21 protein-coding genes are annotated in these 23,094 nt (G+C 44.3%); 11 read left to right on the top strand and 10 right to left on the bottom strand.

Annotation, left to right across the window (positions count from 1 at the left end; translation table 11 throughout):
• The first annotated feature begins 96 nt into the window (after window positions 1-96).
• The 3 genes from BGP76_RS13745 (at window position 97) to BGP76_RS13755 (ending at window position 2,825) form a co-directional block, all read left to right on the top strand.
• Window positions 97-1,455 (top strand): M23 family metallopeptidase, encoded by a 1,359-nt coding sequence (locus tag BGP76_RS13745; RefSeq protein WP_119845114.1) that lies wholly within the window; start codon window positions 97-99, stop codon window positions 1,453-1,455.
• 11 nt (window positions 1,456-1,466) lie between these two features.
• A complete protein-coding gene (locus tag BGP76_RS13750) occupies window positions 1,467-1,994 on the top strand; it encodes a hypothetical protein (RefSeq protein ID WP_119845115.1) in 528 nt (175 codons plus the stop codon).
• A gap of 306 nt (window positions 1,995-2,300) precedes the next feature.
• Window positions 2,301-2,825, top strand: coding sequence for a hypothetical protein (locus BGP76_RS13755; RefSeq protein WP_119845116.1), 525 nt, complete (start codon window positions 2,301-2,303; stop codon window positions 2,823-2,825).
• 18 nt (window positions 2,826-2,843) lie between these two features.
• Here the strand turns inward: BGP76_RS13755 and BGP76_RS13760 are convergent, their stop codons facing one another.
• From BGP76_RS13760 to BGP76_RS13780, 5 genes are all read right to left on the bottom strand, one after another.
• Window positions 2,844-3,425 (bottom strand): bifunctional precorrin-2 dehydrogenase/sirohydrochlorin ferrochelatase, encoded by a 582-nt coding sequence (locus BGP76_RS13760; RefSeq protein WP_119845117.1) that lies wholly within the window; start codon window positions 3,423-3,425, stop codon window positions 2,844-2,846.
• A 21-nt stretch (window positions 3,426-3,446) separates the two neighbouring features.
• A complete protein-coding gene (gene cobA, locus BGP76_RS13765) occupies window positions 3,447-4,205 on the bottom strand; it encodes a uroporphyrinogen-III C-methyltransferase (RefSeq protein ID WP_119845118.1) in 759 nt (252 codons plus the stop codon).
• 152 nt (window positions 4,206-4,357) lie between these two features.
• The gene (locus BGP76_RS13770) at window positions 4,358-6,478 is read right to left on the bottom strand and encodes a HEPN domain-containing protein (RefSeq protein WP_073123649.1); all 2,121 of its coding nucleotides are present in this window, start codon (window positions 6,476-6,478) and stop codon (window positions 4,358-4,360) included.
• 367 nt (window positions 6,479-6,845) lie between these two features.
• Window positions 6,846-7,613 (bottom strand): LytTR family DNA-binding domain-containing protein, encoded by a 768-nt coding sequence (locus BGP76_RS13775; RefSeq protein WP_073123647.1) that lies wholly within the window; start codon window positions 7,611-7,613, stop codon window positions 6,846-6,848.
• Window positions 7,614-7,615: 2 nt separating this feature from the next.
• Window positions 7,616-8,662, bottom strand: coding sequence for a sensor histidine kinase (locus BGP76_RS13780; protein WP_119845119.1), 1,047 nt, complete (start codon window positions 8,660-8,662; stop codon window positions 7,616-7,618).
• 220 nt (window positions 8,663-8,882) lie between these two features.
• Here BGP76_RS13780 and BGP76_RS13785 point away from each other — a divergent pair, with 220 nt between their 5' ends.
• Both BGP76_RS13785 and BGP76_RS13790 read left to right on the top strand, forming a co-directional pair.
• Window positions 8,883-11,288 carry a TonB-dependent receptor gene (locus BGP76_RS13785; protein ID WP_119845120.1) on the top strand — a complete coding sequence of 802 codons (2,406 nt, stop codon included), beginning with the start codon at window positions 8,883-8,885 and terminating at the stop codon, window positions 11,286-11,288.
• Between the two features lie 31 nt (window positions 11,289-11,319).
• Entirely contained in the window at window positions 11,320-12,051 is a 732-nt protein-coding gene (locus tag BGP76_RS13790; protein ID WP_119845121.1) for an SDR family oxidoreductase, read from the top strand.
• Here BGP76_RS13790 and BGP76_RS13795 read toward each other — a convergent pair.
• Window positions 12,044-12,694, bottom strand: a complete 651-nt coding sequence (locus BGP76_RS13795; RefSeq protein ID WP_119845122.1) for a hypothetical protein — start codon at window positions 12,692-12,694, stop codon at window positions 12,044-12,046. The two genes, BGP76_RS13790 and BGP76_RS13795, sit on opposite strands and share 8 nt — an antisense overlap.
• Before the next feature lie 90 nt (window positions 12,695-12,784).
• On the opposite strand from BGP76_RS13795, the gene BGP76_RS13800 reads away from it, so the two are divergent.
• Window positions 12,785-13,123, top strand: a complete 339-nt coding sequence (locus tag BGP76_RS13800; RefSeq protein WP_119845123.1) for a hypothetical protein — start codon at window positions 12,785-12,787, stop codon at window positions 13,121-13,123.
• A gap of 41 nt (window positions 13,124-13,164) precedes the next feature.
• Here the strand turns inward: BGP76_RS13800 and BGP76_RS13805 are convergent, their stop codons facing one another.
• The 3 genes from BGP76_RS13805 to BGP76_RS13815 form a co-directional block, all read right to left on the bottom strand.
• Window positions 13,165-15,378, bottom strand: coding sequence for a M1 family metallopeptidase (locus BGP76_RS13805; protein WP_119845555.1), 2,214 nt, complete (start codon window positions 15,376-15,378; stop codon window positions 13,165-13,167).
• A gap of 115 nt (window positions 15,379-15,493) precedes the next feature.
• A complete protein-coding gene (locus BGP76_RS13810) occupies window positions 15,494-16,480 on the bottom strand; it encodes a kelch repeat-containing protein (protein ID WP_147407476.1) in 987 nt (328 codons plus the stop codon).
• Window positions 16,481-16,714: 234 nt separating this feature from the next.
• On the bottom strand, window positions 16,715-17,053 hold the full coding sequence (locus BGP76_RS13815) for a hypothetical protein (protein ID WP_139281031.1): 339 nt from the start codon (window positions 17,051-17,053) through the stop codon (window positions 16,715-16,717).
• Between the two features lie 243 nt (window positions 17,054-17,296).
• On the opposite strand from BGP76_RS13815, the gene BGP76_RS13820 reads away from it, so the two are divergent.
• The 4 genes from BGP76_RS13820 (at window position 17,297) to BGP76_RS13835 (ending at window position 19,969) form a co-directional block, all read left to right on the top strand.
• Window positions 17,297-18,247: a YafY family protein gene (locus BGP76_RS13820; protein ID WP_119845125.1), complete on the top strand. Its 951-nt coding sequence runs from the start codon at window positions 17,297-17,299 to the stop codon at window positions 18,245-18,247.
• Window positions 18,248-18,329: 82 nt separating this feature from the next.
• Window positions 18,330-18,620, top strand: a complete 291-nt coding sequence (locus tag BGP76_RS13825; protein WP_119845126.1) for an antibiotic biosynthesis monooxygenase — start codon at window positions 18,330-18,332, stop codon at window positions 18,618-18,620.
• Window positions 18,621-18,623: 3 nt separating this feature from the next.
• Window positions 18,624-19,241, top strand: coding sequence for a GyrI-like domain-containing protein (locus BGP76_RS13830; protein WP_119845127.1), 618 nt, complete (start codon window positions 18,624-18,626; stop codon window positions 19,239-19,241).
• Between the two features lie 119 nt (window positions 19,242-19,360).
• A complete protein-coding gene (locus BGP76_RS13835) occupies window positions 19,361-19,969 on the top strand; it encodes a YceI family protein (protein ID WP_119845128.1) in 609 nt (202 codons plus the stop codon).
• A 59-nt stretch (window positions 19,970-20,028) separates the two neighbouring features.
• Here the strand turns inward: BGP76_RS13835 and BGP76_RS13840 are convergent, their stop codons facing one another.
• Entirely contained in the window at window positions 20,029-20,529 is a 501-nt protein-coding gene (locus BGP76_RS13840; RefSeq protein ID WP_119845129.1) for an Lrp/AsnC family transcriptional regulator, read from the bottom strand.
• Window positions 20,530-20,652: 123 nt separating this feature from the next.
• Here BGP76_RS13840 and metE point away from each other — a divergent pair, with 123 nt between their 5' ends.
• Window positions 20,653-22,971 (top strand): 5-methyltetrahydropteroyltriglutamate--homocysteine S-methyltransferase, encoded by a 2,319-nt coding sequence (metE, locus tag BGP76_RS13845; protein ID WP_119845130.1) that lies wholly within the window; start codon window positions 20,653-20,655, stop codon window positions 22,969-22,971.
• Window positions 22,972-23,094 lie beyond the last annotated feature (123 nt).

Below are 23,094 nucleotides of genomic sequence, written 5' to 3' on the forward strand. Positions count from 1 at the left end.
GCAGTAAAAGGGAAAAGTCAATTATTAGTTGTACTATTTAAGCACTCAATTTTAGAGTGCGCTACACTTAAAAATTGATTTTTATGAAATCTAGAAATGTTTTTTGTACCCACCTCCTATACTTCTCATAAGGGTATGGGTGGTGTTGACTTCATGTCAAGAGGAAACACAATATTAAACCCTTCCTCAGACAGTGAGCTAACCGAAGAAGTGGCCTCAGCCATTTGTTATTTCGAAGAAGAGATACTGGCTAACAATCAACAGAATAATCAGGCCAGATCCAGAAGTATTCGCCTCCAAAATATTGAAAACTTGAAATGGGAAGAAGCCCGTTTCAAACAGTTATCAATAGGTCGAGCACTAAAAATCCCAATAGTCTACGAAGAAGAGTTGTTTTATCAAGGAGGTAGTTCGGCTATCTCTCTTAAACAATCCTCTTATGCACTCATGTATCAAAATCCCACGAGTCACAAATTTGTACTAGAAATAGTAAGTGAGTTTCCATACAAATATAGTGACCCAACATTACCATTCTCGGGTTCTGTACTTGTGGAAGATTGGTTTGGAAACATAAAGCGCAAATACGAGTACATCAACGGGCAATTAAGGGAAGAAACAGAGCCCACTAATTTAGATAGTCAAGCTAGGTACACGCTCAATTGCTTTACCGTAACCTACTGGAGTTGTGTTACGGTTCAAGACTATAATATTAGGGAATGTACGATAGTAGGCTATGATGAGTATTGTGATATTGCTGGGACCCCGACTATGGACTACTCAGGTAACGGCTATATACCAGACTCTAACGATACCGCTCATATGGGTGGATCAGGCACAGGAGGTCAAGTACTACCAGAGGACAAAATTCGAACTGCCTGCCGAGACGGTTATTTGCCTACAGACATTGGTAAGTGCGAAGAGACTGACGATGAAGACAAGCCATGTCCTGGCGATACAGTTAAAAATCCCGAACTAGCCCCACAAAAAGTGTCAGGATTGGAAGGAGCTACCTTTGGCAACACCCGATCTAGTGGCACACAGTATCATGGAGGGATAGACTTCCTTAGCTCCTATGGCTCACCTATTTATGCTGCTTTTGATGGTTTTGTATACAATGCTACATCAGGAGGTCGTTTAGGTTATATTGTCCAGATTCAAAGTCAAGTAAATGGACAAACCATATTAACCCGCTACTGTCACCTTCAAAAAGACGGTAGAGTTTCTGAAGGGACTATTTCGGCTGGGGACATTATAGGCTACCAAGGAGACTCTGGAAATCTAGCTGGTGCCATCTTAGACGAAACCGTTGATTCCCACCTACATTTAGAGATTGCCGAACATGATGGGTCTACTGGATATGGTGGGGATAATTTTGAAAATGTAGATCCGAACGAATACCTCGGCACCAAGCTAAATGCCGACGGGTCTAAAGAGGAAAATGTTGAATGTGATTAAATAAAGAAAAAATGAAAAAGATACTAATATACACTTTTCTGATTTTTGCAACTCTCGAGAGTTTCGCACAAGTCAATGTCTTAAGTAAAACTCAATTTGAGAACATAAAAGTTAATGGAAAAACGCTCAAGCAAATCAGAGATGCAAAAGCAGATGTGACCAAGGTAGAGGCTCTGTTTGGCTCTGCCGAAAGTATGACGATAAGCCTTCCAAACCAAATGCCTTGGACAGCCTCTTTCGAATATTTAGGAATGCTCTTGTGGTATGACAACATGCAAATAAGCGATACCGAAACAGCCATAACACTGACCAACCTAACGATCGACGCACCAAATCGTACTGTCACGATCAATGGAAGATCTGTAAAGGTTGGTGATAAAATTCTAAATTTAAGTAATATAATAGTCAAGGATACAAAAAAAGAAAATTTGAAATCCATAATATATGTGGATGACCCTCTTAGTACTGAGCTCTTCTATGTTCACTTTGACTCAAAAACAAAAAAAATCACAAAAATAGGCTACTTTATTATTCCGTAAATCAGAAAACAAAAGAGAGTACTCCCAAAGGGTTAGTCTCTTTTGTTTTTTCTTCCAACATTGACACACTACTACAAGGAAGTAGCATATTAAGCTTCCTCCTTACGAACGCTTCCAATCCTTCGTGATCTCGTCGAGCTTTTTGATCTTGTAGTCAAATTCACCTTTGAGTTTGTCACGGACTTTGGCCATTTGGTCGAGACATCATCGATGGTCTCAGGGATCACTTCGGTGAGCATTTCGCGCATGCGTTTGGCGACTATGAGGGTCATACCGTTTGGAAAGATAACTGTAAGTTAATTAAATATGAAAAAGATACTAATATACACTTTGCTGACTTTTGCAACTCTTGAGAGTTTCGCACAAGTCAATGTCTTAAGTAAAACTCAATTTGAGAACATAAAAGTTAATGGAAAAACGCTCAAGCAAATCAGAGACGCAAAAGCAGATGTGAACAAGGTAGAGGCTATGTTTGGCTCTGCCGAAAGCATGACGATAAGCCCTCCAAACCAAATGCCTTGGACAGCCACTTTCGAGTATTTGGGAATGCACTTATGGTATGATGATAAGCAAGTAAGCCAACACGAAACAGCTATAACACTGACCAACCTAATGATCGACGCACCAAATCGTACTGTCACGATCAATGAGGTAACGATAAAAATCGGAGATAATATTAAACGTTTAGGAAATACGGTTAAAAATATAGGTAAAAATGAAAAAAAATCAATCCTGTATGTCGATGACCCTCTTAGTACTGAGCTGTTCTATGTTGATTACGACCCCTCAACTAAAATTATTACGAAGATTGGATACTTTATTATTCCTTAAAAGAAACCCCAAACAACACTACTCCTTCCAATCCTTTGTGATCTCGTCGAGCTTTTTGATTTTGTAGTCAAAGTCACCTTTGAGTTTGTCACGGACTTTGGCCATTTGGCCGAGGACATCATCTATCGTCTCGGGGATCACCTCGGTGAGCATCTCGCGCATGCGTTTGGCGACTGTAGGCGACTTGCCATTGGTGGAGATGGCGATTTTGAGATCACCTTTCTTGACCACTGATCCGAGGTAGAAGTCACACAGTGCCGGTTTGTCTGCTACATTGACGAGGATGTTTTGCTGACGGCAGATGACTTGGATACTGGCGCTGGTCTCTGGATCATCTATACCGACGATGGCTAGGTTGATTCCCGCTAGGTCTGAAGGTTCGAATGGCTTTTCGACCAACGAAATATTTGGGTAGCCCTCCGCCATTGCTTTGATTTCGGCACTCATCTCAGTGGCGACTATCCTGATGGTCGCTTTCGGGCTGTTTTTGAGTACTGCACCCAGCTTTTCACACCCTACATAGCCTCCACCTACAAGGAGTAGGTTCATGTCTTCGAGTTTGAAAAATACTGGAAAGAGATTGTTGCCTGTGTCAGTCATGTGTGCGCTAGTTGAGATAGATTATATATTGAGCTTGTTGATTTCCTTGTTGAGTTTGGCCTGACCGAGTTGGACGGTCTGCCCTACGACGATGATGGCGGGTGCTTGGAGGTCTTTTTCCAACACGAGCTGCACCAAGTTCTCTACGGTACCGATAACGATCTGTTGGTCTTCTCTTGAACCGTTTTGGATCACTGCGGCCGGCGTATCTTGTTTCCCATGCTTGACGAACACAGCCATGATTTCTTCGAGTCGTTTCATCCCCATCAGGATCACGACGGTGGCGGTGGATTGTGTGGCCAGCTCTATGTCTGCAGCCAGACTACCATCGCTTTTGACGGCTGTCATCACCCAAAAACTCTCGTTGAGCCCACGACGGGTGAGGGGGATCTGGTTGAGGGCAGGCACCGAGATGGCACTCGTCACACCTGGCACGATCTCTACCTCTACTCCATTCGCTTCGGCATGCTCTAGTTCTTCGTGTCCTCTACCAAAGACGTAAGGGTCTCCCCCTTTGAGACGAACGACATGCCCATGAGCCAAGGCCTCACTGACGATTGTTTCGTTGATTTTGTCTTGCTGATACACGTGGAAGCCTGCCCGCTTACCGACGAAAGTCTTGATGACTCCCTCTTTACAATAGTCGAGTAGACTCTCATTGGCCAGCGCGTCGTAGAGTACGACATCTGCATCTTCGAGTGCTTTGATGCCTTTGAGCGTGATCAAATCCGGATCTCCGGGACCAGCACCTACGAGTGTGAGTTTTGCTTTGCGTGCCATACGGTAAATTTATGCTAATTAGCGGATTGGAAACGCACTTGGTTATTCAATACACTAATTCAATCTTTCCTGAATAGGAAATAAAAAAACACCCTTCCATAGCGTCCTCAGTGAGGGATACAGAAGGGTGTGATTCGTTTTGTGTCTGTGACTTATACGGTTTCTGCTTCAGCAGCTTGTACTTCTTTGACTCTCGCCAAATATGCGTCTGCCTCTGCGATGTATTTCTCCGCCCATTCTTTCGTCGGTTCGTTTTGCTTGATTCTCAAAACAAAATCTGTGTAGGATGATCCCACAACTCCTTCGAAATCAGAACCGAACTCTTCGTCAAAGCTCTGCATGATGCCTGCTTGGGTATTGACAGAGACACCTCTGTCTACCAATAGTGCCTTCGCTCCGTTGATGAAGACGTTGTATGCGTGATAGATCGAATCAGCATAGTGGTCGAGCTCATAGGCTTGTTTGGCCCACTCTGCTTTCTCTTCTGCCTCGAACATCAGTGTCGCGAACAAATCGATGATCACGCCCGCACATTCTCCTACCTCTGTCTCTACTTTGAACTGCTGGTCTTTGCCCCAGTCCACATAGTCAGAGTCTACGAGATTGTCCGTGTCTGCCAAGAATTTCAGCAATTGGTAGAAGTAATCTTTGCCTTGTCTTCTGAAGTACGTCGCGTAGTACTCACCCTCTTCTGCATTGTCATCATAGTCGTTGAACAAGACTCTCAATACATCTGGTGCTTTCTTACTCGGCACTTTGATGACTTTCTCAGCGATGTATCCATCTCCGTCTTTGTCGATACCTCCACCGAGTAGCACTTGCACAGCTGGCAAGACCTTTTTGTTGGCTTTGTTTTTCAAAGACGAACCGTGGAAACCGATGGAAGCAATCCCGTGGTGACCACATGAGTTAGGACACCCACTGATCTTGATCTTGATGTCGTTGTTTTTGATCAACTCTGGAAACTCTCTTTCGATCACGTTTTCGAGTTCCAAAGCGACACGTGTACTGTTGGAGATCCCAAGGTTACAGGTATCCGTACCTGCACAAGCGATGATGTCGGCAGTACTGTCGAATCCTGGGTTTGCCAAATTCAAGTCGTCTAGCTCTGTAAAGAGCGATTTCAAACTATCCTCTTTGACATATCTGAGGATGTAGCCTTGGTTGACCGTCACACGAATGTCATCTGCGGCGTATTTGCCTATGATATCTGCAAACTTGTGAGCCTTTGCTGCGCCAATATCACCATTAGGCACTTTGATTTCTACATAGTAGTAGCCTTCTTGCTTCTGCGGATGAACATTGGTCTCTTTCCATAGCGCAAATCGCTCTGGGTTGATCAATGCCTTGTCAGAAAATGCAATTGTCGCTGGCAAAGCAGGCTTAGGCACTGCATTCGTATCTATTTTGTAGCTTTTCGTGCTGAGCGATTTCCACTCTTCTTGGATGAGTTTCATCACTTCTTCCAGTCCGATATCCGCCAACAAGAATTTGAATCTTGCTTTTACTCTTCTCTTGCGCTCACCGTATCTATCGAATACTCTCAATAGCGCCTCTGCGAACGGAATGATTTGATCCTCTTCGAGGAAATCGTAGGCTTTGACCGCAGCAGCAGGCTGCGCACCGAGTCCACCACCGATCATTACTTTGAACCCACGAACTTCTTTGCCATCCACCATTTTGATTTTTGGGATGTAACCAATATCATGGATGAAAGAAATCCCTGTGTCCTTTTCGCTTGATGAGAAAGAAATCTTGAACTTTCTACCCATGGCCTGACAGATTGGGTTACGCAGGAAGTATTTGAAAACTGCCTGAGCGTAGGGAGATACATCAAAAGGTTCGTTTGGATCGACCCCTGCGATCGGTGATCCCGTTACGTTTCTCACCGTGTTTCCACAGGCTTCACGCAAAGTGATATCATCTTGCTCTAGTTTGGCCCATAATTCTGGGGTACGGTCTAGGCTCACGTAGTGAATCTGAATGTCTTGACGGGTCGTCGCATGCAAGTTACCTCCACCATATTCTGTAGAGATATCAGCGATACGTCGCATCTGCTGGATGGTCATCTTACCAAACGGGATCTTGATTCTGACCATTTGATTGCCAGGCTGACGCTGGCCGTACACCCCTCTAGCGAGTCTTAAACTTCTGAATTTGTCAGGATCGATATCTCCTCCATGGAATTTTTCGATCTTAGCCGCCAAATCAATAATGTCTTGTTCAACGACTGGGTTGTCTAGATTTTCGAGTTCTGTTCTGAAACTTTGCATAGTATGCTTTTCGTTTTAATCTAAAAAAAGCCTCTCCTGTAGAGCGGGAGAGGCTTTTTTTAATGTCTTATTGTTATCGGTTAACTTCTATCTAATAACGCACTAAAATATATCTCCACTGGTGCTCGTGACTGCACAGCAACAACACGGCTGACAACAGCCCATCATTCTTGAGGTATATAATGTGTTAATTTTCATTGTCTTATCCCTTAGGTTCATGCTTAACGCACTACACTTAAATGGGGTTCAAAGATAGGGCGCTTTTTTATAAAAGGGTCGTTTATTTGCCCTAAATGACATCCATTAGGTTTATTTTTATCAAAATCACAATTATTTGTTAATAATTTAAACTTTCAGTAATCCCTCTCTAGCCCAACCATTGTTTAAATGCACTGGCTTTTTCGCTACTAACAATAATCTGCTCTTCTATCGGCAGACATGCTTCGACGAGAAGTTGACTCTTCCCATATTTGTGTACTGCGGCGATACAGTGATAGCATAGTACAAATTGGCGGTTGACGCGGTAGAATTTTTCGGGATCCAATTCTTTCATGATTTCATCCAATGTCATGTCTATCACATAGCGTTTAGCAGACTGACTCACCAAATAGACCAACCCGTTGTTCGCCTGAAAACAAGCAATGTGCTCTGTCTCGACGGACATCATTTTCTCGCCCATTTTGACGAGAAAACGTGATTTGTACTTGATTTGGCCAAACTGAATATTTTTGACCAGCTCTTGAATATTGGGTTGTGATAGAGGCTCATTGCTGAGCTGTGCCTTGAGTGTTCGGTATTTGTCCAAACTCCGCTGAAGTTCGGACTGCTTGATTGGCTTGAGGAGATAGTCGATGCTGTTGACCCGAAAAGCCTTGAGCATGTACTCGTCAAAGGCCGTGGTGAATATCACGGGTTTTTTAACTTCCGCTTGATCGAAGATTTCAAAACTGATGCCGTCATTGAGCTGGATGTCCATGAAGATCAGATCGGGTGTTTCATGTGCATTCAGCCACTGCACCGTATCCTTCACGCCATCTAGTACCTCGACGATTTCTATGGAGGGGTCGATTTCTGTGAGAAGTTTTTGCAACCGTCTAAAGGCAGGCGCTTCATCCTCTATGATGAGTACTTTCATAATTATACAGCGGATTTGAGGTGTTCTACTTCGGAGATCAATTCGATCAGAGGTACTTTAACGATAAACTGTTCATCACTCTGGCTAACACATATTTCTCGCTGACCGAGTAGTTCATATCGCTTTTTGATGTTGTCCAGCCCGAGTTTAGTGGACTTCTCTAGTGACGTTTTGATTTGTAGGTTGTTGGATACGGTGATACGGTTGGTCTCGTCTATGTGGATATCTACAACTAGTGGCTGGTTTTTAGAAACAATGTTGTGCTTGATGGCGTTTTCGATCAGCATCTGAATGGTCAGCGGCGCGATGTAAAGCTGCCGTTTAGCAGCATCTACATCTATCCTGACATGAAAGTTTTCGGGAAAGCGCTTCTTCAACAAAAAGATGTACCCTTCGCAAAACTCGATCTCCTCATCGAGCCTTACCAATTCCCGTTCCTTGTTTTGGAGGATGTAGCGGTAGACCTCTGAGAGTGTTTGGGTAAAATCAATGGCTGTTTTTTTATCTTCAGTAATGAGTGTCGTCAGCGTATTGAGGCTATTGAAAAGAAAGTGCGGACTCATCTGGTTCTGTAGTACGCCATATTGAGTACGGATCTGTTGGCTTTTGAGTGCTTCATTTTGGATGACAGACTCTCTCCACTTCTGAAAGAAATAGGTCGCCTCATAGATAGATGCAATCATGAAGGCAGAAATGAAATTGAGATGTGCATGTCTAAAGAAAAACTCAGGAGACTGAAGACTAGAAAACGAACACAATCCTAAACTAACCCCTATCATATTTGACCCGATGGTTAAAAAAAGGGCAGAATAGAAAAACGTTAAGACAAGTCGCTTGGCCGTTTGGTTGACTGCATCAAAACGTCTACGCATCCACTTGATAATCATAAACACACCATTCCATAGAATGGCAGTGAAAATCACGGATACGAAAAACTCCTCAAGAAGTGACATCCGATCATGCACATCGTCATCGATAAGAAACGTCATGATGAAACTCAGAATAGGAATCCCAACCCACCGAATATGTACCTCTTTGATTTTACGCATGAACAAGGCTAGCTTGATTTTGAATCAAAAATAACTATTCCCAGACGAAGCAGGAATAGCTGCCAGTCAAACGGGAAAAGTAAATAGTGAACTGGAATGAGTAACTAAAAATGATTCAATAGACTAAAATGACGGTTCAGATCGAATAATGCCCTATTCACCTTGCTTTCATTTTCTAAAAAAAAGCACTCCCCTACTTTCGTCGAAAACCAATAAACAAATGAAGAAGACCATTACCATTCTATTGGGTATCCTACTCGCCCTGATTAGTATCAGCCAAGCCCAAGTGCAAACAGTAAAAGGAAGCATCATAGATGCCCAATCCGAATACCCACTCATCGGTGCATCCATACAACTAGTCGGATCCAGCTCCATAATCGGTGGCCTCAGTGACATAAATGGACTTTTCAGTCTAGAAAATGTACCCACTGGACGACAATCTCTACAGATCAGCTACATAGGATACAAAAGTATCACTCTACCCAATATCCTCGTAACAGCTGGAAAAGAAGTCATGCTGCGGATCAAACTAGAAGAATCTGTCGAGCAACTCAGTGAAGTCGTGATCTCTGCGGATGCTGATAGAGACCTACCCATCAATGAACTCGCCAAAGTCAGTGCCCGGACTTTTAGCCCTGATGATGTCACTCGTTTTTCTGGAGGGAGAAATGATGTGGCACGACTGGCGGCTTCTTTTGCAGGGGTGAGTGCTCCCAATGACTCTCGAAACGATATCGTCGTGCGTGGCAACTCACCCACAGGCCTACTCTGGCGACTCAACGGCCTCCCCATCGCCACTACCAATCACTTCGCCACACTCGGGACGACAGGAGGCCCAGTCAGCGCACTCAATACCAACATGCTCCGTAGCTCTGACTTCCTAACGGGGGCTTTCCCAGCAGAATATGGCAATGCCAACGCAGCGGTTTTTGATGTCAACTTTCGCAATGGCAACTCAGACCAATATGAGTTCACAGGTCAAATGAGCATCTTCTCTGGTCTAGAAGCTATGGCAGAAGGGCCTCTCAGTAAGAAAAACGGCTCTTCATTCTTGACATCCTACCGCTACGGGCTGGCCCAGATGGCTGCTACTGGGACGAGTGCTGTACCTATCTATCAAGACTTATCTTTCAAACTAAACTTTGGCACCAGCCCATTGGGTCGTTTTGAACTCTTTGGTATGGGAGGACTGAGTAGCATTGATTTTTTCGGAGAAGACATTGACGAGAATGATCTCTTTGCCAATCCCGACGAAGATGCCTTTGTAGACAATGACCTTGGCCTTTTGGGACTAAGCCATACAGGCCGATTGGGCAAAACAGCTTATATCAAATCGACCGTTGGTGCATCCACCTATAGCAATCAGTTCTTTCAGGACAATTTCGTCAGAGATGCCAATGATGACATCACTAACAAATACCGAGCAGTCAATGTCAACAACCGTGAAAGCCGTATATCACTCACCTCTGCGCTCAACAAGAAGTTTAATGCACGATGGTCGTTGCGTACAGGCTTTTTGAGTGAAATGTATCTCCCTAACTTTTTCACAGAAAGTCGAGACAACCAAGCCGACATCCCGGACAATAATGGAGATGGCATTCCTGACTATTATATACTGGCTAGAGATTTTGATGACCGCTACGCTGTCAGTCAGCTCTTCGCTCAGGCAATGTACAATGCATCTGACCGTCTCAGTATCACCTATGGTCTCCACGCTCTCTACCACTCCCATACCGAATCCAAGGCTTTAGAGCCACGGGCTGCCGTGAGTTATGAGCTAAACAGCTATCAGCGCATAAGTTTCGCCTACGGACTACATGCACAGGCCATTCCTAGCCCAGTGCTCTTCTACGAAGAAGAAACCAGCCCTGGGGTTTACGAACGTACCAACGAGGATCTTGGCTTTACGAGAAGTCACCACTTTGTTTTGGGATACAACCGCAGCCTAGGCACGGACTGGCGACTCAAGTCAGAACTATACTATCAGTACCTCTTTGATGTCCCAGTAGAATCTTTACCCAGCAGTTACTCGGTGGTCAACGAGGGAGCCGACTTTGTCTTCGACAACAAAGGCTCACTTGTCAATGAAGGAACTGGACGTAACTATGGTATAGAGCTGACTTTAGAAAAATTCTTTAGTCAAGGCTACTATCTCCTCATGACAACTTCCATCTACAACTCAGAGTACAAAGGCAGTGATGGCCTGATGCGCAATACCGCATTCAACAACCAGTTTGTTTTCAATACACTCTTCGGGAAAGAGTGGAAGTTCGGTAGCCAGAGCCAACATGCATGGACATTTGATACCAAATTCACAACCGCTGGCGGCCAGCGCTATACGCCCATTGACCTAGCCGCCACACGACAAAACAATGGCGAAGAAGTACGCTACGAGAATCAGGCGTTTGAAGATCAGTTGGCCAACTATCTCCGTTGGGATGTCAAACTAGGTGTCCGGCTCAACAGCACCAAACGCAATGTGTCACACCAGTTCTACATTGATTTCCAAAATGTCACCAATCGAAAAAATGAATTTGTACGTCGCTACAATGAGGTCACTGACGACATCAACATAGTAGAACAAACAGGCTTCTTTCCAGACGTACTCTACCGAATCAACTTTTGATCTCAGGCTCATTTATTCCAATACAAAAACCATGAAACTAACAGGAAATAAAATACTAATCACAGGTGGTAGCCGAGGCATAGGTCTAGCTATGGCAGAGCGTTTTTTACAAATGGGCAATCAAGTAATCGTCACAGGTCGAAACGCCTTTGCACTGAATAGTCTCGCCAAACAACTACCTGCGCTAGAAGTCTACCTGTGTGACCTCACCAAAACAGATGACATCCAAGCGCTCATCAGGCATATACAACATCAGCACTCTGACCTGAATATCCTCATCAACAACGCAGGTGTACAGTTCAACTATCACATCCCAGAGCAACCCAACGTCACACACTGGGTATACGAAGAAATGGAAACCAATCTGATCGCTCCCATCCTCTTGACCAATGGACTACTGCCTGTACTGGAGCGTAACCCCAACTGTGCCATAGTCAACGTCACCTCGGCCTTGGCTTTTGTACCGAAACAATCCGCGCCCATCTATGCCGTGACCAAGTCTGGTCTGCACACCTACACGCAGGTGCTACGTTATCAACTAGAAGATCGGATGAAAGTATTCGAGCTCATACCCAGTCTAGTAGATACGGCCATGACAGAAGACAATGAGGGGATGAAAATATCACCAGAGACACTGGTAGATGAGTTTATGAGAGGTCTCAAAAAGGACATGTATGAAATCAATATCGGAAAGGTAAAACTACTCCGACTTCTTCACCGTCTTGCACCTACAGTGGCACTCAGGATGATGCGTTTCAAATAGCTTCTTTGAACACCAGCTCTCTGTGCTTGACCCCTTTATAAAACAAAATCAAAGACAGGATCATAAAAACATGGCTGACATCATCTCTGTTAAACCAAAGGTGTAAATCTATTCCTCCCAAACGAAACGGGAGTGTCAAAATCATCAAACCAATCGAATAGAGAAATAAATAATAGTGAGACGCTCCCATGCGTACTTGATGGATAGAAGATGCGCCTAGGATAAACAAAAGGCCAATCGCAGTGTGTATCATCACCCATGTGAACTGGAGGTTGACAGATAGTAGCAGGAGTATAATGACGGCTTTGGCTCGGACGAGATTCTTTAGTGTATTTTGACGGCCTTCGTACTGGGTCGCTACGGCCATTTCGATACTAGAAATTGCCAAAACACCAGCTAACCAACCAGGTATTTTGCCCATCATCCCGAAATAATTAAACATCAAATGCGAAAAGCCTCCGAAGAAAGTAGACAAAGCAAAGAGCCAATAGAAATTGATCCAGTACTTTTTAAAGTCACTGATCTCTTCGTCCTTCAGTCTAAAATAAAGGAACATGGAGAGTAGGCACATCACCATGTTAAGCAAAAATCCCATGGGCTCCAATAATTGCAATCCCCATAGGTCAAATGAAATCTTCGTCATATCGCATTTTGATCGAGCTGCAAAATATGCACAAATGGCATAGAATAAATAATATTGCGCTCGAATATTTAAATGAAAGAGCGATTATCCATGAATAAATCAAGAGCAATCACATCCCAAGAAAAAGCCATCGTAACAGCAATGCTCTCGCATATCGCTGCTAACACTGATCAATTTCCTGTATCTGAGACAGTCACACAGTATGGTGACCCCTATATGGGCAGCATTAATTTTGACAATGATCGCCCTGACCTCTATGACGGAGATCTCGTACAGTGCAAATATGTGGACACTGATGGTGTGAAAGTTGTGCTCTCACTGACCAAAGACAAAGAAGGTAAGCTACTAGACCTAGATTTTTGGAAAGAGAACTTTACACCGCTGGTACAATACCCTACGCCTGAAATAGTAGATTATAATGTAAAATAAGGTGTAGAAATCCCCCTACACCTTATTTGATTTCTGATCTTTTACTCCTTAAATGCGTCAAACTCGGACTTGACCTCTATGCGAGGAAAAGTATTGTTCTCCATGTTCACATCGGGTAGCTCTTGTCGCGGATCAATAGTGATACTAGCCACCTCTTTCTCTTTTAAGAAAGTCTTTTTGATCTGCACTTCATTGAGCCGCCACACCTCGGCTGGCAACCTATCAATCTCAGTACTACCGTCTGTATACGTCCACTCGATGATGACTGGCATGATGAGCCCTCCTTCATTTTTGAGGGTTAGCTCATAGATGTTTTTCCCTGAAACTTGATCACGCATAGCTGTCTCATCTATTCTACTGAGGAACCCACCATAGCTTTTGTCAGGTGTGTTAATCATATTGAAGGGTTGTGGGCCAGCAGAAAAATCCTTTGTCATTTCTGCCTTTTCATCTTTCCCGCTGATTTTTGATTTTACTTTCTTGCCTTTGTTTTCAATCACTACCTCTTCTTCACTCATCTGAAACCATTTGACTTCCGTCAGATTGATGTCGACCTTGTCTGTGGTAAAGTACCACCCTCGCCAAAACCAATCCAAATCCACGGCAGAAGCATCTTCTAGCGTACGAAACAGATCCGCTGGGTTCGGATGTTTGTACATCCATCGTATGGCATACTCTTTGAACGCCGCATCAAACAACTCTGGCCCCATCACTGACTCTCTCAAAATCTGAAAGCCAGCCGTCGGCTTGTCATAGAAGTTGGCTCCTATGCTATACAATGACTCAACATCAGATGTCACCATGATCGGACGCATGACATTTTGATCTCCATCCATGTAGGGGATCATATCCTTTGGTGTCAAACTATGAAACTGTGGATAACGCTCCGCCATAGTTTTTTGGTCTAGGTAAGTATTCAACCCCTCGTCCATCCACATCCATTTGCGTTCGTCGGAGCTCACGATCATTGGAAACCAGTTGTGCCCCACCTCGTGCACAATAGTTCGGATCATACCTTCTTTGGCATTGTGACTCATTTCTCCATCGATTGGTCGTCCGCCGTTGAAGCTGATCATCGGAAATTCCATCCCGATATTAGACGTATTAACCGATATCGCTACTGGATAGGGATAGTTGAAAGTAGCCTCCGAGTACACCTCTAGCGCATGGACGACTGCCTGAGTGGACTCCTCACTCCAAACGGGCAGTCCTTCTTTGGGATAGAAAGACATGGCCATCGTGATACGGTTGGGCAACTTGACAGCCTGTGCATCCCAGATGAATTTTCGCGAACTCGCAAAGGCAAAGTCACGCACATTTTCTGCATGGAACTTCCACGTCTTGGTATCGGTGCTTTTTGTTTTTTCATTGGCGGCAGCCTCCTCTGGGGTCACAATCATAATAGGTTCGTCAAATGATTTTCTGGCTTTCGTCATTCGCTTTTTTTGGTCCGAAGACAGGATGTCCTTATCGTTTTGTAACTCCCCAGTCGCCGCGACGAGGTGATCAGCTGGCACAGTGATCTCCACATCATAGTTGCCAAACTCTAGCGCAAACTCCCCCAGCTTCTGAAACTGTTGGTTTTGCCAGCCCTCGGTATCGTTGTACACCGCCATGCGAGGAAACCAGTGTGCGATTAAAAAAACACAGTTATCATCCTCTGGAAAATACTCATAGCCCTCCCGAGACAGCAGAAAATTGGATCGGTCCGTCACAGGGTAAGACCAACCAACGGAGAAAGTCACCGACGTGTTCGGCTGCAGCGGTTCTGGTAGCATCACTTTCATCATCGTATTGTTGACGAGGGATTTCAAGGTCTTACCCGAAGCATCCTTGATATACGAGATAGTGTACCCTGCCTCAAACTCAATCGGTCGTAGCAGATACTGCATACGCTGAGAAGTCATCGAGTCCTTGACACTAAAGATACCACCAAAGCCTTCATTCTCCTTACGATTGACATTTTGCTCTAACTGTAGCCAGAGGTATGGCAATTCATCCGGAGAATTGTTATAATAAGTAATGGTCTCTTCGCCCGACAGTACTCGGGTTTTCTCGTCCAAAGACGCTTTGATTTTGTAATCAGCACGCTGCTGCCAGTAGTCTGCGCCTGGGGCACCAGAGGCAGTACGATAGGTACTCGGTGGATCAATCATCCGATCGATTGGCTCGAACTTTCCTTGCCAAGTTTTGTCTTGTGCGAACGACATCCAAGAAATAGATGAAATCAGCACGACTAGGGTTAATACTCTCATGAAGTTGTTGTTTTGATGAATGAATAAATCTATGCAATCATGCTCAAACAAAAACCACCTATTATTTGAAAGGTTCTATCAAAGACTAAATAGCCTGATTATCATACTTTTAATATCAATAGTTGTATTTAAAAAATTGATCTAGATCTAATTTCCAATGTTGAGCGGATCCAGAGCTTCGGCTTTTTTCTGGATCAAAGCCTCCAAAGACATGTAGCTCACCCTCTAATACTGCTGCTCCCATGTGTCGTCCGCGGAAGTTCATCTTAAAGGTTTTTGTCTTTAAGCTTTTAGTATCAAAAACGACCATTTGATCCATAAACTTATAATCCCCTATAAGAAAAATGTACTGTTGATACTGAACAAGAGCATAGGCAGAACAGGGGTTTTTCAATCGACCTATTTTACTCCACTTGTCTTTTTGAATATCATAGGCATGGATCTGATCACTGGCCTTCTCTCCATACCCACCTAGTGTATACAGCGTTCCTGCTACAATACAACCTTTGGTTTCTTTGCCCTCTGGCATATCAGATAGCTGCTGCATGAGTCCCGTTTTAAGGTTATAGACATACATGCGTTTGTTAAATTCGAACTCAACACCTTCTTTATCTGCCTTTCTCCCTGTCGAGCCACCAAAGATGTAAACTTTATCATTTGCATAAGCCAAACCTTGATTCTTCGCTGCAATAGGGTTTTCGCCTAAATCCGAAGACTGAAACGTCTTCATATCGTAATACTGAATGTTGTCAATCAGCAACACATGATCACGTGTCTGCGTCGTGCCTCCAGCGAAAAGCACGCTACCATAATCCTCAAGGTATACCGCCCCTCCAAAAAGTGTTGGTTTCAACGGACTAGACGAGGACAAGTTCAACCACTCATCAATGGCACTATCATATACATATATCTCGTCCGAATTAGCCGAAAAAGAACGCCCTCCAGCAAGTATTGCTTTTTGCCCGTTTGCGGCATAAGACATTCCAAAAATAGGTTGGGGTAATTTTTTCGCTTTGGTAAAAACAACATACTCGTTGCTTTGTGCATAACCAACTTGAGTCACAATCAGTCCAATACTGAGCACTCTTAACAAGTTTTTCATAATGGTGTAGATCTGATATAAAAGTACATATATCTGTGCCAATGTCTAACCTTATGAAAGCAAAAACTGTCTTAAAATAGCTTACTACCCGCATTAGCTATCCCGAGATTGATGTGGTGAGCTAACCTGTGGAGCAATAAGCTGAACAAAATTCATTTTTCTGCACAAAAAAAGGAGCCGCATACACGGCTCCTTTTCAAAAGGGGGAATGATATATAAATAAAAGAGTGCAGATTAACTTAAAGCTTTTTTGTTCACGTAATTCCCTTCGGTATCGAACTGTATAGCCCATTTCACACCTTCAGAGGTCACGACGAACTCATAGAGTGTCTCGTCAGTCAAATCTAGTTTGTATACCTCTTCTACTTCAGCAGTTTGGATGTTGGTTTCTTGAAGGCCATCTTGTACTTCAGCAGGAACTTCTTCCATAGCGATGGCTGTTTTTTCAGACTGCATCTCTTGTTCCATGGCTTCATCAGTAGGAGCATTTGGATCTACAGTTTGAGCAAAAGCAGCACCTGCTACTACGAATGACAACATCAATGACGCGATTAATTTTCTTGCAATTTTCATAGGTATAAAATTTTAAGTGAATTTTTAATTTTGTTTGATAGTCATATAGACAAAGCCGTGCCAAGGCAAAATAAAAAACTTAAATAGCTGATTTACAGTTAGTTTGTATTCTTTTAGCCCATGCCAAATCCAGAAACACTTTGATTAGCATCACCCCAGACTGTAGAATCTCTCTACAAAAACAGCGTCCTTTGGTGCGGGACGTACTGGTATGCATTCAGAATTAGTCCTAATTTTAACTCCATGAACCGTATTGACCGCCTGTCTGCTATCATGGTACAGCTGCAGAGCAAAAAAAGAATACCATTGGTGGAGATCGAAGATAGATTTGAGATCGGCAGGCGCACAGTCTTTCGTGATATCCGTGCATTGATCGAGGCGGGCGTACCGATAGGAGGCGATGCTGCTCAGGGGTACTTCATCGTCGAGGGCTACCATTTGCCTCCAGTGGTGTTTGACAAGCAAGAGGCCGCTGCTCTACTGCTCGGCGGAAAGCTACTCGCGCCAAGATCAGACAAGAAAACAGTTCGGGCTTTTGAGGAAGCATTGATGAAAATCAAAGCAGTACTCCGCTACTCTGACAAAGACTATCTCCAGACGCTAGAAGAAAAAGTAAGTGTGCTTCAGAGAAATAGTGCTAATCATGATGATTTTCAGGATCAGTTTTTCCCAGATGTGCAACAGGCAGTAGCGGAGCATCTAGTGGTAGACATGGAGTACTTTTCCAATTATAACGAGACCGTCTCCAATCGGCAGGTGGCACCATTAGGGTTGATCTACTACAATGACAACTGGCATTTGATTGGTTATTGTTTTCTGCGGGAGCAGATTCGTGATTTTAGGACGACCCGCATCCGAAACCTAGAACTGACTCCACGGACGTTCGACCCAAAAGACTACCCCAATTATGATGATTTTATTGAGGAACAAAGGTCACGTTTCGTACTGGAAGAGGTCACCGTCGAGCTACATAGTAGTATAATCAAATACATAGTCGATAGTAAGTACCAGTATGGTTTCGTCAGTGAGGTAAAGAAAGGAGAATGGAGCGAAATGAAATTTATGATTCCAGACCAGTACTACTTTGCGCGATGGATGATGATGTATGGCAAGTATGGACGCATTCTAGCACCGTCATCTTTGAAGAAGATTGCCAAAACCCTCAGCCAAGAGATTTTTGACCAGTATCAATAATTTTTTTGATTCAAAAAATGCAGTGACATAGGGCTGTCACTCACGCGAGTTTCTTTGTATTCGAACAAAACAAAATCAACAGATGAATACAGAAATCAAAGAGCTAGTGATCTATACGGTCAAGGAAGAGCTGAAAATGGAATACCAAAAAGTGCAGCATATCGTCAAAGCATGTCTAGAAGAAATGCCGGGCTATCTCGGGGTGCAGAGCTACAGATCCTGTGGTCAGGACAATCAGCTGATGGACTGGGTCGGCTGGGAGACGCTAGCCCACGCCAAAAATGCACAACAGGAGTTGGAGAAACATCCACAGTTCGCATTGTTGATGCAATACGTGGAGGATATGAAATTTTCGGGCCACTTTAAAAACTAAACCATGGTAGCAGAAAAACTAGATTTGACCAAGTCGGACAAGGTGTACTATACCGCCAAGAAGAAAGCAGAGGTTGTAGATTTGGGGACTTACCCCTACCTCACGATCTCCGGACAGTCCGCGCCAGACGCAGAGCGGTTTCTCTCCGCAATAGAAAAGCTCTACAAGGTAGCCTACACCATCAAGTTTATGCAGAAGGCGGAGGATTTGGATTTTAAAATCCCCAAAATGGAGGGGCAGTGGTGGATAGCGGGCGGTTATGAGCAGCAGCACCTGTTAGAGAGTACTCCTCAGGACCAATGGCACTGGCGGCTACTCATGCGTATGCCAATCTCGGTGAGTGAGGGTGTTTTCGAAGCGGGCGTAGCAGCTGCTGTGTCTAGGGACAAATCACTAGATGTAACAGACGTACAGTATGAAGTGATCAATCTGGGAGAATGTGTGCAGTGCTTGCACGTAGGTTCGTATCAGGAAGAAAAACCAACAATAGATAAAATATTGAGTCTGATGCAAGAGCAGTGTCTCAAACCGAATGGGTATCACACTGAAATCTACCTGAATGATCCAAGGCGAACTGCGGAAGAAAAGTTGAGAACGATCATTCGTCATCCGGTGTGTTAGGGAGAGGCTGAATCGACTAATCTGGAATCTTTGGCATTGAGTAAGTTTCGATTCTTTTGTTAAGCTATTGTATGGCTCTACCATTGTGTTAAATTTGGTCTACATTCAAAAACAATCGTATGAAAACCAAAAATTATATCCCTGTGATAGTTGCCCTATTCTCGATGTACGCTTGTACTCCTAAGAAGGCACAAGAAGAAAAATCAGAAGAGGCGACCAAAGAAATCGTCTATGACGTAGCTGCCGCGCAGATCAAATGGACGGCTTTTAAGCTGACCGAAAGAGTCGGTGTATCGGGTACCTTCGACGAGGTAGCTGTGATCGCTGGCGGTGAGGGTGCTGTCGAAAGTGTATTGACAGATGGTAGCTTTAGCATCAATACATCAAGCGTTAACTCTAACGAAGCGACGAGAGACCCAAAAATCAAAGAGTCTTTCTTTGGCACATTCAATACCCCAGCGATCGAAGGAAAAATCGTTTCCGCAGACGCAGGTAGTGGCGAACTGTCACTCATGATGAATGACACGACGAGTGCTGTACCGTTTAGCTACATCACCAACGACTCAACTTTGATCTTGACGGCTTCTATAGACGTGACCAACTGGAACGGTGGCGCGGCGATCGACTCACTCAACAGTGTGTGCGAACTGCTACACAAAGGATCGGATGGCGTATCTAAACTGTGGCCTGATGTGACGGTTCAAGTAACCATCCCTGCTAAGAAATAATAGAGCATCTCAATCAAGTTTGATAAAAGTCCATGAACGCTATCGTTCATGGACTTTTTTTATACCCCAATAGGCACGGCATGGGTCTGCTTGATCTCGCCCATCACAAAGGTGCTCTGTGCACTGCCGATGTTGCTGACCGATCCGAGGCTGTTGAATACAAAGTCCTGATAGTGCTTCATGTCTTTGACGAGAACTTTCAGCAGAAAATCATAGTCACCCGAGATGTTGTAGCACTCGGTGACCTCCTTGAGGGCAGTGATCTCTTCGACGAACTGATTGCCGATAGCTTTGGTGTGTTGCTTGAGCGTGATGTTACAAAACACGATCAACCCCCTGTCCAATTTGTCAGCATCTAGCACCGCAATGTACTTTTTGATAAAGCCATTTTTTTCCAACCTCTTGATTCGTTCGAATACGGGAGTAGCTGAAAGATTGACTCGTTTGGCGAGCTCTTTGGTCGTCAAGTTAGACTGAGTCTGAAGGAGGTCGAGTAGTTTAAGGTCTACTTCGTCGAGTTTTGGGGTAGAAAATTTTTCTGTTTTGGCGTCCGAAATCATGTGTTGATAAATTAATAATCTTTGATATAATACATATTAAGATTTAATAACCAAATATATTTTATAATTCGGATCATTACACTTGATATATAGTTTTGTGGAGAAAATAAATCTAAACAAACTATGAAAACCAGCATATTGGGCTATCCCAGAATAGGCAGCCAACGTGAACTAAAGAGAGCATCAGAGAAGTATTGGAAACAAGAGATTGATGCGGAAGAATTGCTGACCACAGCCAAAACCATCAGGAGACAAAATTGGGCACTTCAACAGAAGGCAGGAGTAGACTACATTCCATCCAATGATTTTTCGCTTTACGATCAGGTCTTGGATATGACGCTGACACTGGGGTGTATTCCACAGCGCTATCAGCAGGTCAAAGCAGAGTCTTCACGTCTTGATCTATATTTCGCGATGGCACGTGGGATTCAACGTGACGGCTATGATGTCACCGCCATGGAGATGACCAAATGGTTCGACACCAACTATCATTATATCGTCCCTGAGTTTGTTCAGAATCAGACTTTCGAGCTAGACGCAACCAAAATCGTGGGGGAATACAAAGAAGCACTCCAACTAGGGCTACAGACCAAGCCTGTCTTGATCGCTCCTGTGACCTTTTTGCTTTTGGGGAAAGAGAAGGAGGCGGGGTTCAACCGCCTTGATTTACTGGATCAGCTATTGCCAGTATATTTTGAGCTGATCGATCAGCTGATTGATCTCGGGGCTACTCAGATCCAGTTCGATGAGCCATGTCTAGCACTGAATCTAGATACATCTGCACAATCAGCCATCACACAGACCTATACACAGCTGGCACACAGGTTCCCTACTTTAGAGATCGCCTTGACCAGCTATTTTGATTGCTATGGAGACCATCTCGATAGGGTATTGGAGTTGCCTATCCACTCTTTACACTTGGATTTGGTTCGTTGTTCTTCGCAGTTGGATGATATTTTGGGATCCTCAAAACTAAACGATCAACTGATTCTTTCTCTCGGACTAGTCGATGGTCGCAATGTCTGGAAAAACGATTTTCAATCCTCTCTAGAAGTCATTCAGCGTGCTGTCAAAAAACTGGGAGATGAACGCGTATGGGTCGCGAGCTCATGTTCGCTGCTCCATAGTCCCTGCGACTTGGATCTGGAGGAGAACAACGCACAGTTACCAGATACTGTCAAAAACTGGTTGGCATTCGCCAAACAAAAAGTGAGTGAAGTAGTCACACTGAAGGCTTTGGCTGTAGAGGTGAAGTCTGAGGCATTGGTCGAAGAATTAGTCGAGAACAAAAAGGCTAATGATGATAGACGAACCTCAGGTTTCATCCATGACCCGAAAGTGAAGCGTCGTGTCGAGAGATTGGCACCTTCTCATAGCCAACGCATCTCTGCCTTCTCTGTGCGCCAAACTACCCAGCGCGAGACTTTGAAGCTTCCACTTTACCCGACGACCACTATAGGTTCCTTCCCACAGACCCCAGAGGTGAGAAGTTGGCGTGCCAAGTTCAAGAAGGGAGGCCTGACTCAGGGACAATATGACCAGTTGCTCAAAAAGGAAACCGAAGCAACGATTCGTTTTCAAGAAGAGATAGGCTTAGACGTCTTGGTGCATGGTGAGTTCGAGCGCAATGACATGGTCGAGTATTTCGGGGAAAAACTCGAAGGTTTTGTATTCACGCAGTTTGGGTGGGTACAGAGTTATGGGAGTCGCTGTGTCAAGCCTCCGATTATTTTTGGGGATGTATATAGGAGACAGCCGATGACAGTCAAGTGGTCTAGCTATGCACAGTCTTTGACTGATCGTCCTGTTAAAGGAATGCTGACTGGGCCAGTCACGATCCTACAGTGGTCTTTCGTCCGAAACGATCAGCCGAGAGCTACGACCTGTCAGCAGATCGCACTGGCCATACGAGACGAAGTGTGTGACTTAGAGGCATCTGGCCTAGCAGTGATTCAGATAGACGAACCAGCGATTCGGGAGGGCTTGCCCCTTCGTCGAGAGGATTGGAAAACCTATTTGGACTGGGCCGTAGAGGCGTTTAGAATATCAGCAAGTGGTGTGCAGGACGGCACACAGATTCACACACACATGTGCTATTCTGAGTTCAATGACATTATCGATAGCATAGCAGACATGGATGCCGATGTGATCACGATCGAAACCTCCAGATCTGAAATGGAGCTTTTGGACGCCTTCGTGGAGTTTAAGTACCCTAACGAAATCGGGCCAGGTGTCTATGACATTCACTCACCGCGCGTACCGAGTCAGGAAGAAATCGAAAAACTACTTCAGCGAGCAAGTGAACTGTTGCCTATTGGCAACATTTGGGTCAATCCAGACTGTGGACTCAAAACCAGACAATGGCCAGAGACCAAGCAGGCACTTTTACACCTCGTGAATGCTGCAAAGAAGCTAAGAGAAGAAGTCGTCGTGTTAGCGTAGCACTTTGATTGTTTGGTAAATATTGTTTTGGAAAGTCGGTGGAGGTATGCTTCATCGACTTTTTTGTTTGTCTAATCTGCCTCCAGCGAGTTTCGTGTCCTCACGAAGCTTTACTACGGAGCT

It is taken from the genome of Reichenbachiella sp. MSK19-1 (genome assembly GCF_003590315.1).
Taxonomy (GTDB): Bacteria; Bacteroidota; Bacteroidia; order Cytophagales; family Cyclobacteriaceae; genus Reichenbachiella; species Reichenbachiella agariperforans.

What these genes read in the sequence shown, in the direction of transcription:
- BGP76_RS13805 (WP_119845555.1), bottom strand. Translation starts at nt 15,378, where the DNA reads ATGAGAGTATTAACCCTAGTCGTGCTGATTTCATCTATTTCTTGGATG.
- BGP76_RS13775 (WP_073123647.1), bottom strand. Translation starts at nt 7,613, where the DNA reads ATGAAAGTACTCATCATAGAGGATGAAGCGCCTGCCTTTAGACGGTTG.
- BGP76_RS13800 (WP_119845123.1), top strand. Translation starts at nt 12,785, where the DNA reads ATGAATAAATCAAGAGCAATCACATCCCAAGAAAAAGCCATCGTAACA.
- BGP76_RS13785 (WP_119845120.1), top strand. Translation starts at nt 8,883, where the DNA reads ATGAAGAAGACCATTACCATTCTATTGGGTATCCTACTCGCCCTGATT.
- BGP76_RS13770 (WP_073123649.1), bottom strand. Translation starts at nt 6,478, where the DNA reads ATGCAAAGTTTCAGAACAGAACTCGAAAATCTAGACAACCCAGTCGTT.
- BGP76_RS13790 (WP_119845121.1), top strand. Translation starts at nt 11,320, where the DNA reads ATGAAACTAACAGGAAATAAAATACTAATCACAGGTGGTAGCCGAGGC.
- BGP76_RS13795 (WP_119845122.1), bottom strand. Translation starts at nt 12,694, where the DNA reads ATGACGAAGATTTCATTTGACCTATGGGGATTGCAATTATTGGAGCCC.
- BGP76_RS13820 (WP_119845125.1), top strand. Translation starts at nt 17,297, where the DNA reads ATGAACCGTATTGACCGCCTGTCTGCTATCATGGTACAGCTGCAGAGC.
- BGP76_RS13755 (WP_119845116.1), top strand. Translation starts at nt 2,301, where the DNA reads ATGAAAAAGATACTAATATACACTTTGCTGACTTTTGCAACTCTTGAG.
- BGP76_RS13810 (WP_147407476.1), bottom strand. Translation starts at nt 16,480, where the DNA reads ATGAAAAACTTGTTAAGAGTGCTCAGTATTGGACTGATTGTGACTCAA.
- cobA (WP_119845118.1), bottom strand. Translation starts at nt 4,205, where the DNA reads ATGGCACGCAAAGCAAAACTCACACTCGTAGGTGCTGGTCCCGGAGAT.
- BGP76_RS13835 (WP_119845128.1), top strand. Translation starts at nt 19,361, where the DNA reads ATGAAAACCAAAAATTATATCCCTGTGATAGTTGCCCTATTCTCGATG.
- BGP76_RS13750 (WP_119845115.1), top strand. Translation starts at nt 1,467, where the DNA reads ATGAAAAAGATACTAATATACACTTTTCTGATTTTTGCAACTCTCGAG.
- BGP76_RS13815 (WP_139281031.1), bottom strand. Translation starts at nt 17,053, where the DNA reads ATGAAAATTGCAAGAAAATTAATCGCGTCATTGATGTTGTCATTCGTA.
- BGP76_RS13825 (WP_119845126.1), top strand. Translation starts at nt 18,330, where the DNA reads ATGAATACAGAAATCAAAGAGCTAGTGATCTATACGGTCAAGGAAGAG.
- BGP76_RS13840 (WP_119845129.1), bottom strand. Translation starts at nt 20,529, where the DNA reads ATGATTTCGGACGCCAAAACAGAAAAATTTTCTACCCCAAAACTCGAC.
- BGP76_RS13760 (WP_119845117.1), bottom strand. Translation starts at nt 3,425, where the DNA reads ATGACTGACACAGGCAACAATCTCTTTCCAGTATTTTTCAAACTCGAA.
- BGP76_RS13745 (WP_119845114.1), top strand. Translation starts at nt 97, where the DNA reads ATGTTTTTTGTACCCACCTCCTATACTTCTCATAAGGGTATGGGTGGT.
- BGP76_RS13780 (WP_119845119.1), bottom strand. Translation starts at nt 8,662, where the DNA reads ATGCGTAAAATCAAAGAGGTACATATTCGGTGGGTTGGGATTCCTATT.
- metE (WP_119845130.1), top strand. Translation starts at nt 20,653, where the DNA reads ATGAAAACCAGCATATTGGGCTATCCCAGAATAGGCAGCCAACGTGAA.
- BGP76_RS13830 (WP_119845127.1), top strand. Translation starts at nt 18,624, where the DNA reads ATGGTAGCAGAAAAACTAGATTTGACCAAGTCGGACAAGGTGTACTAT.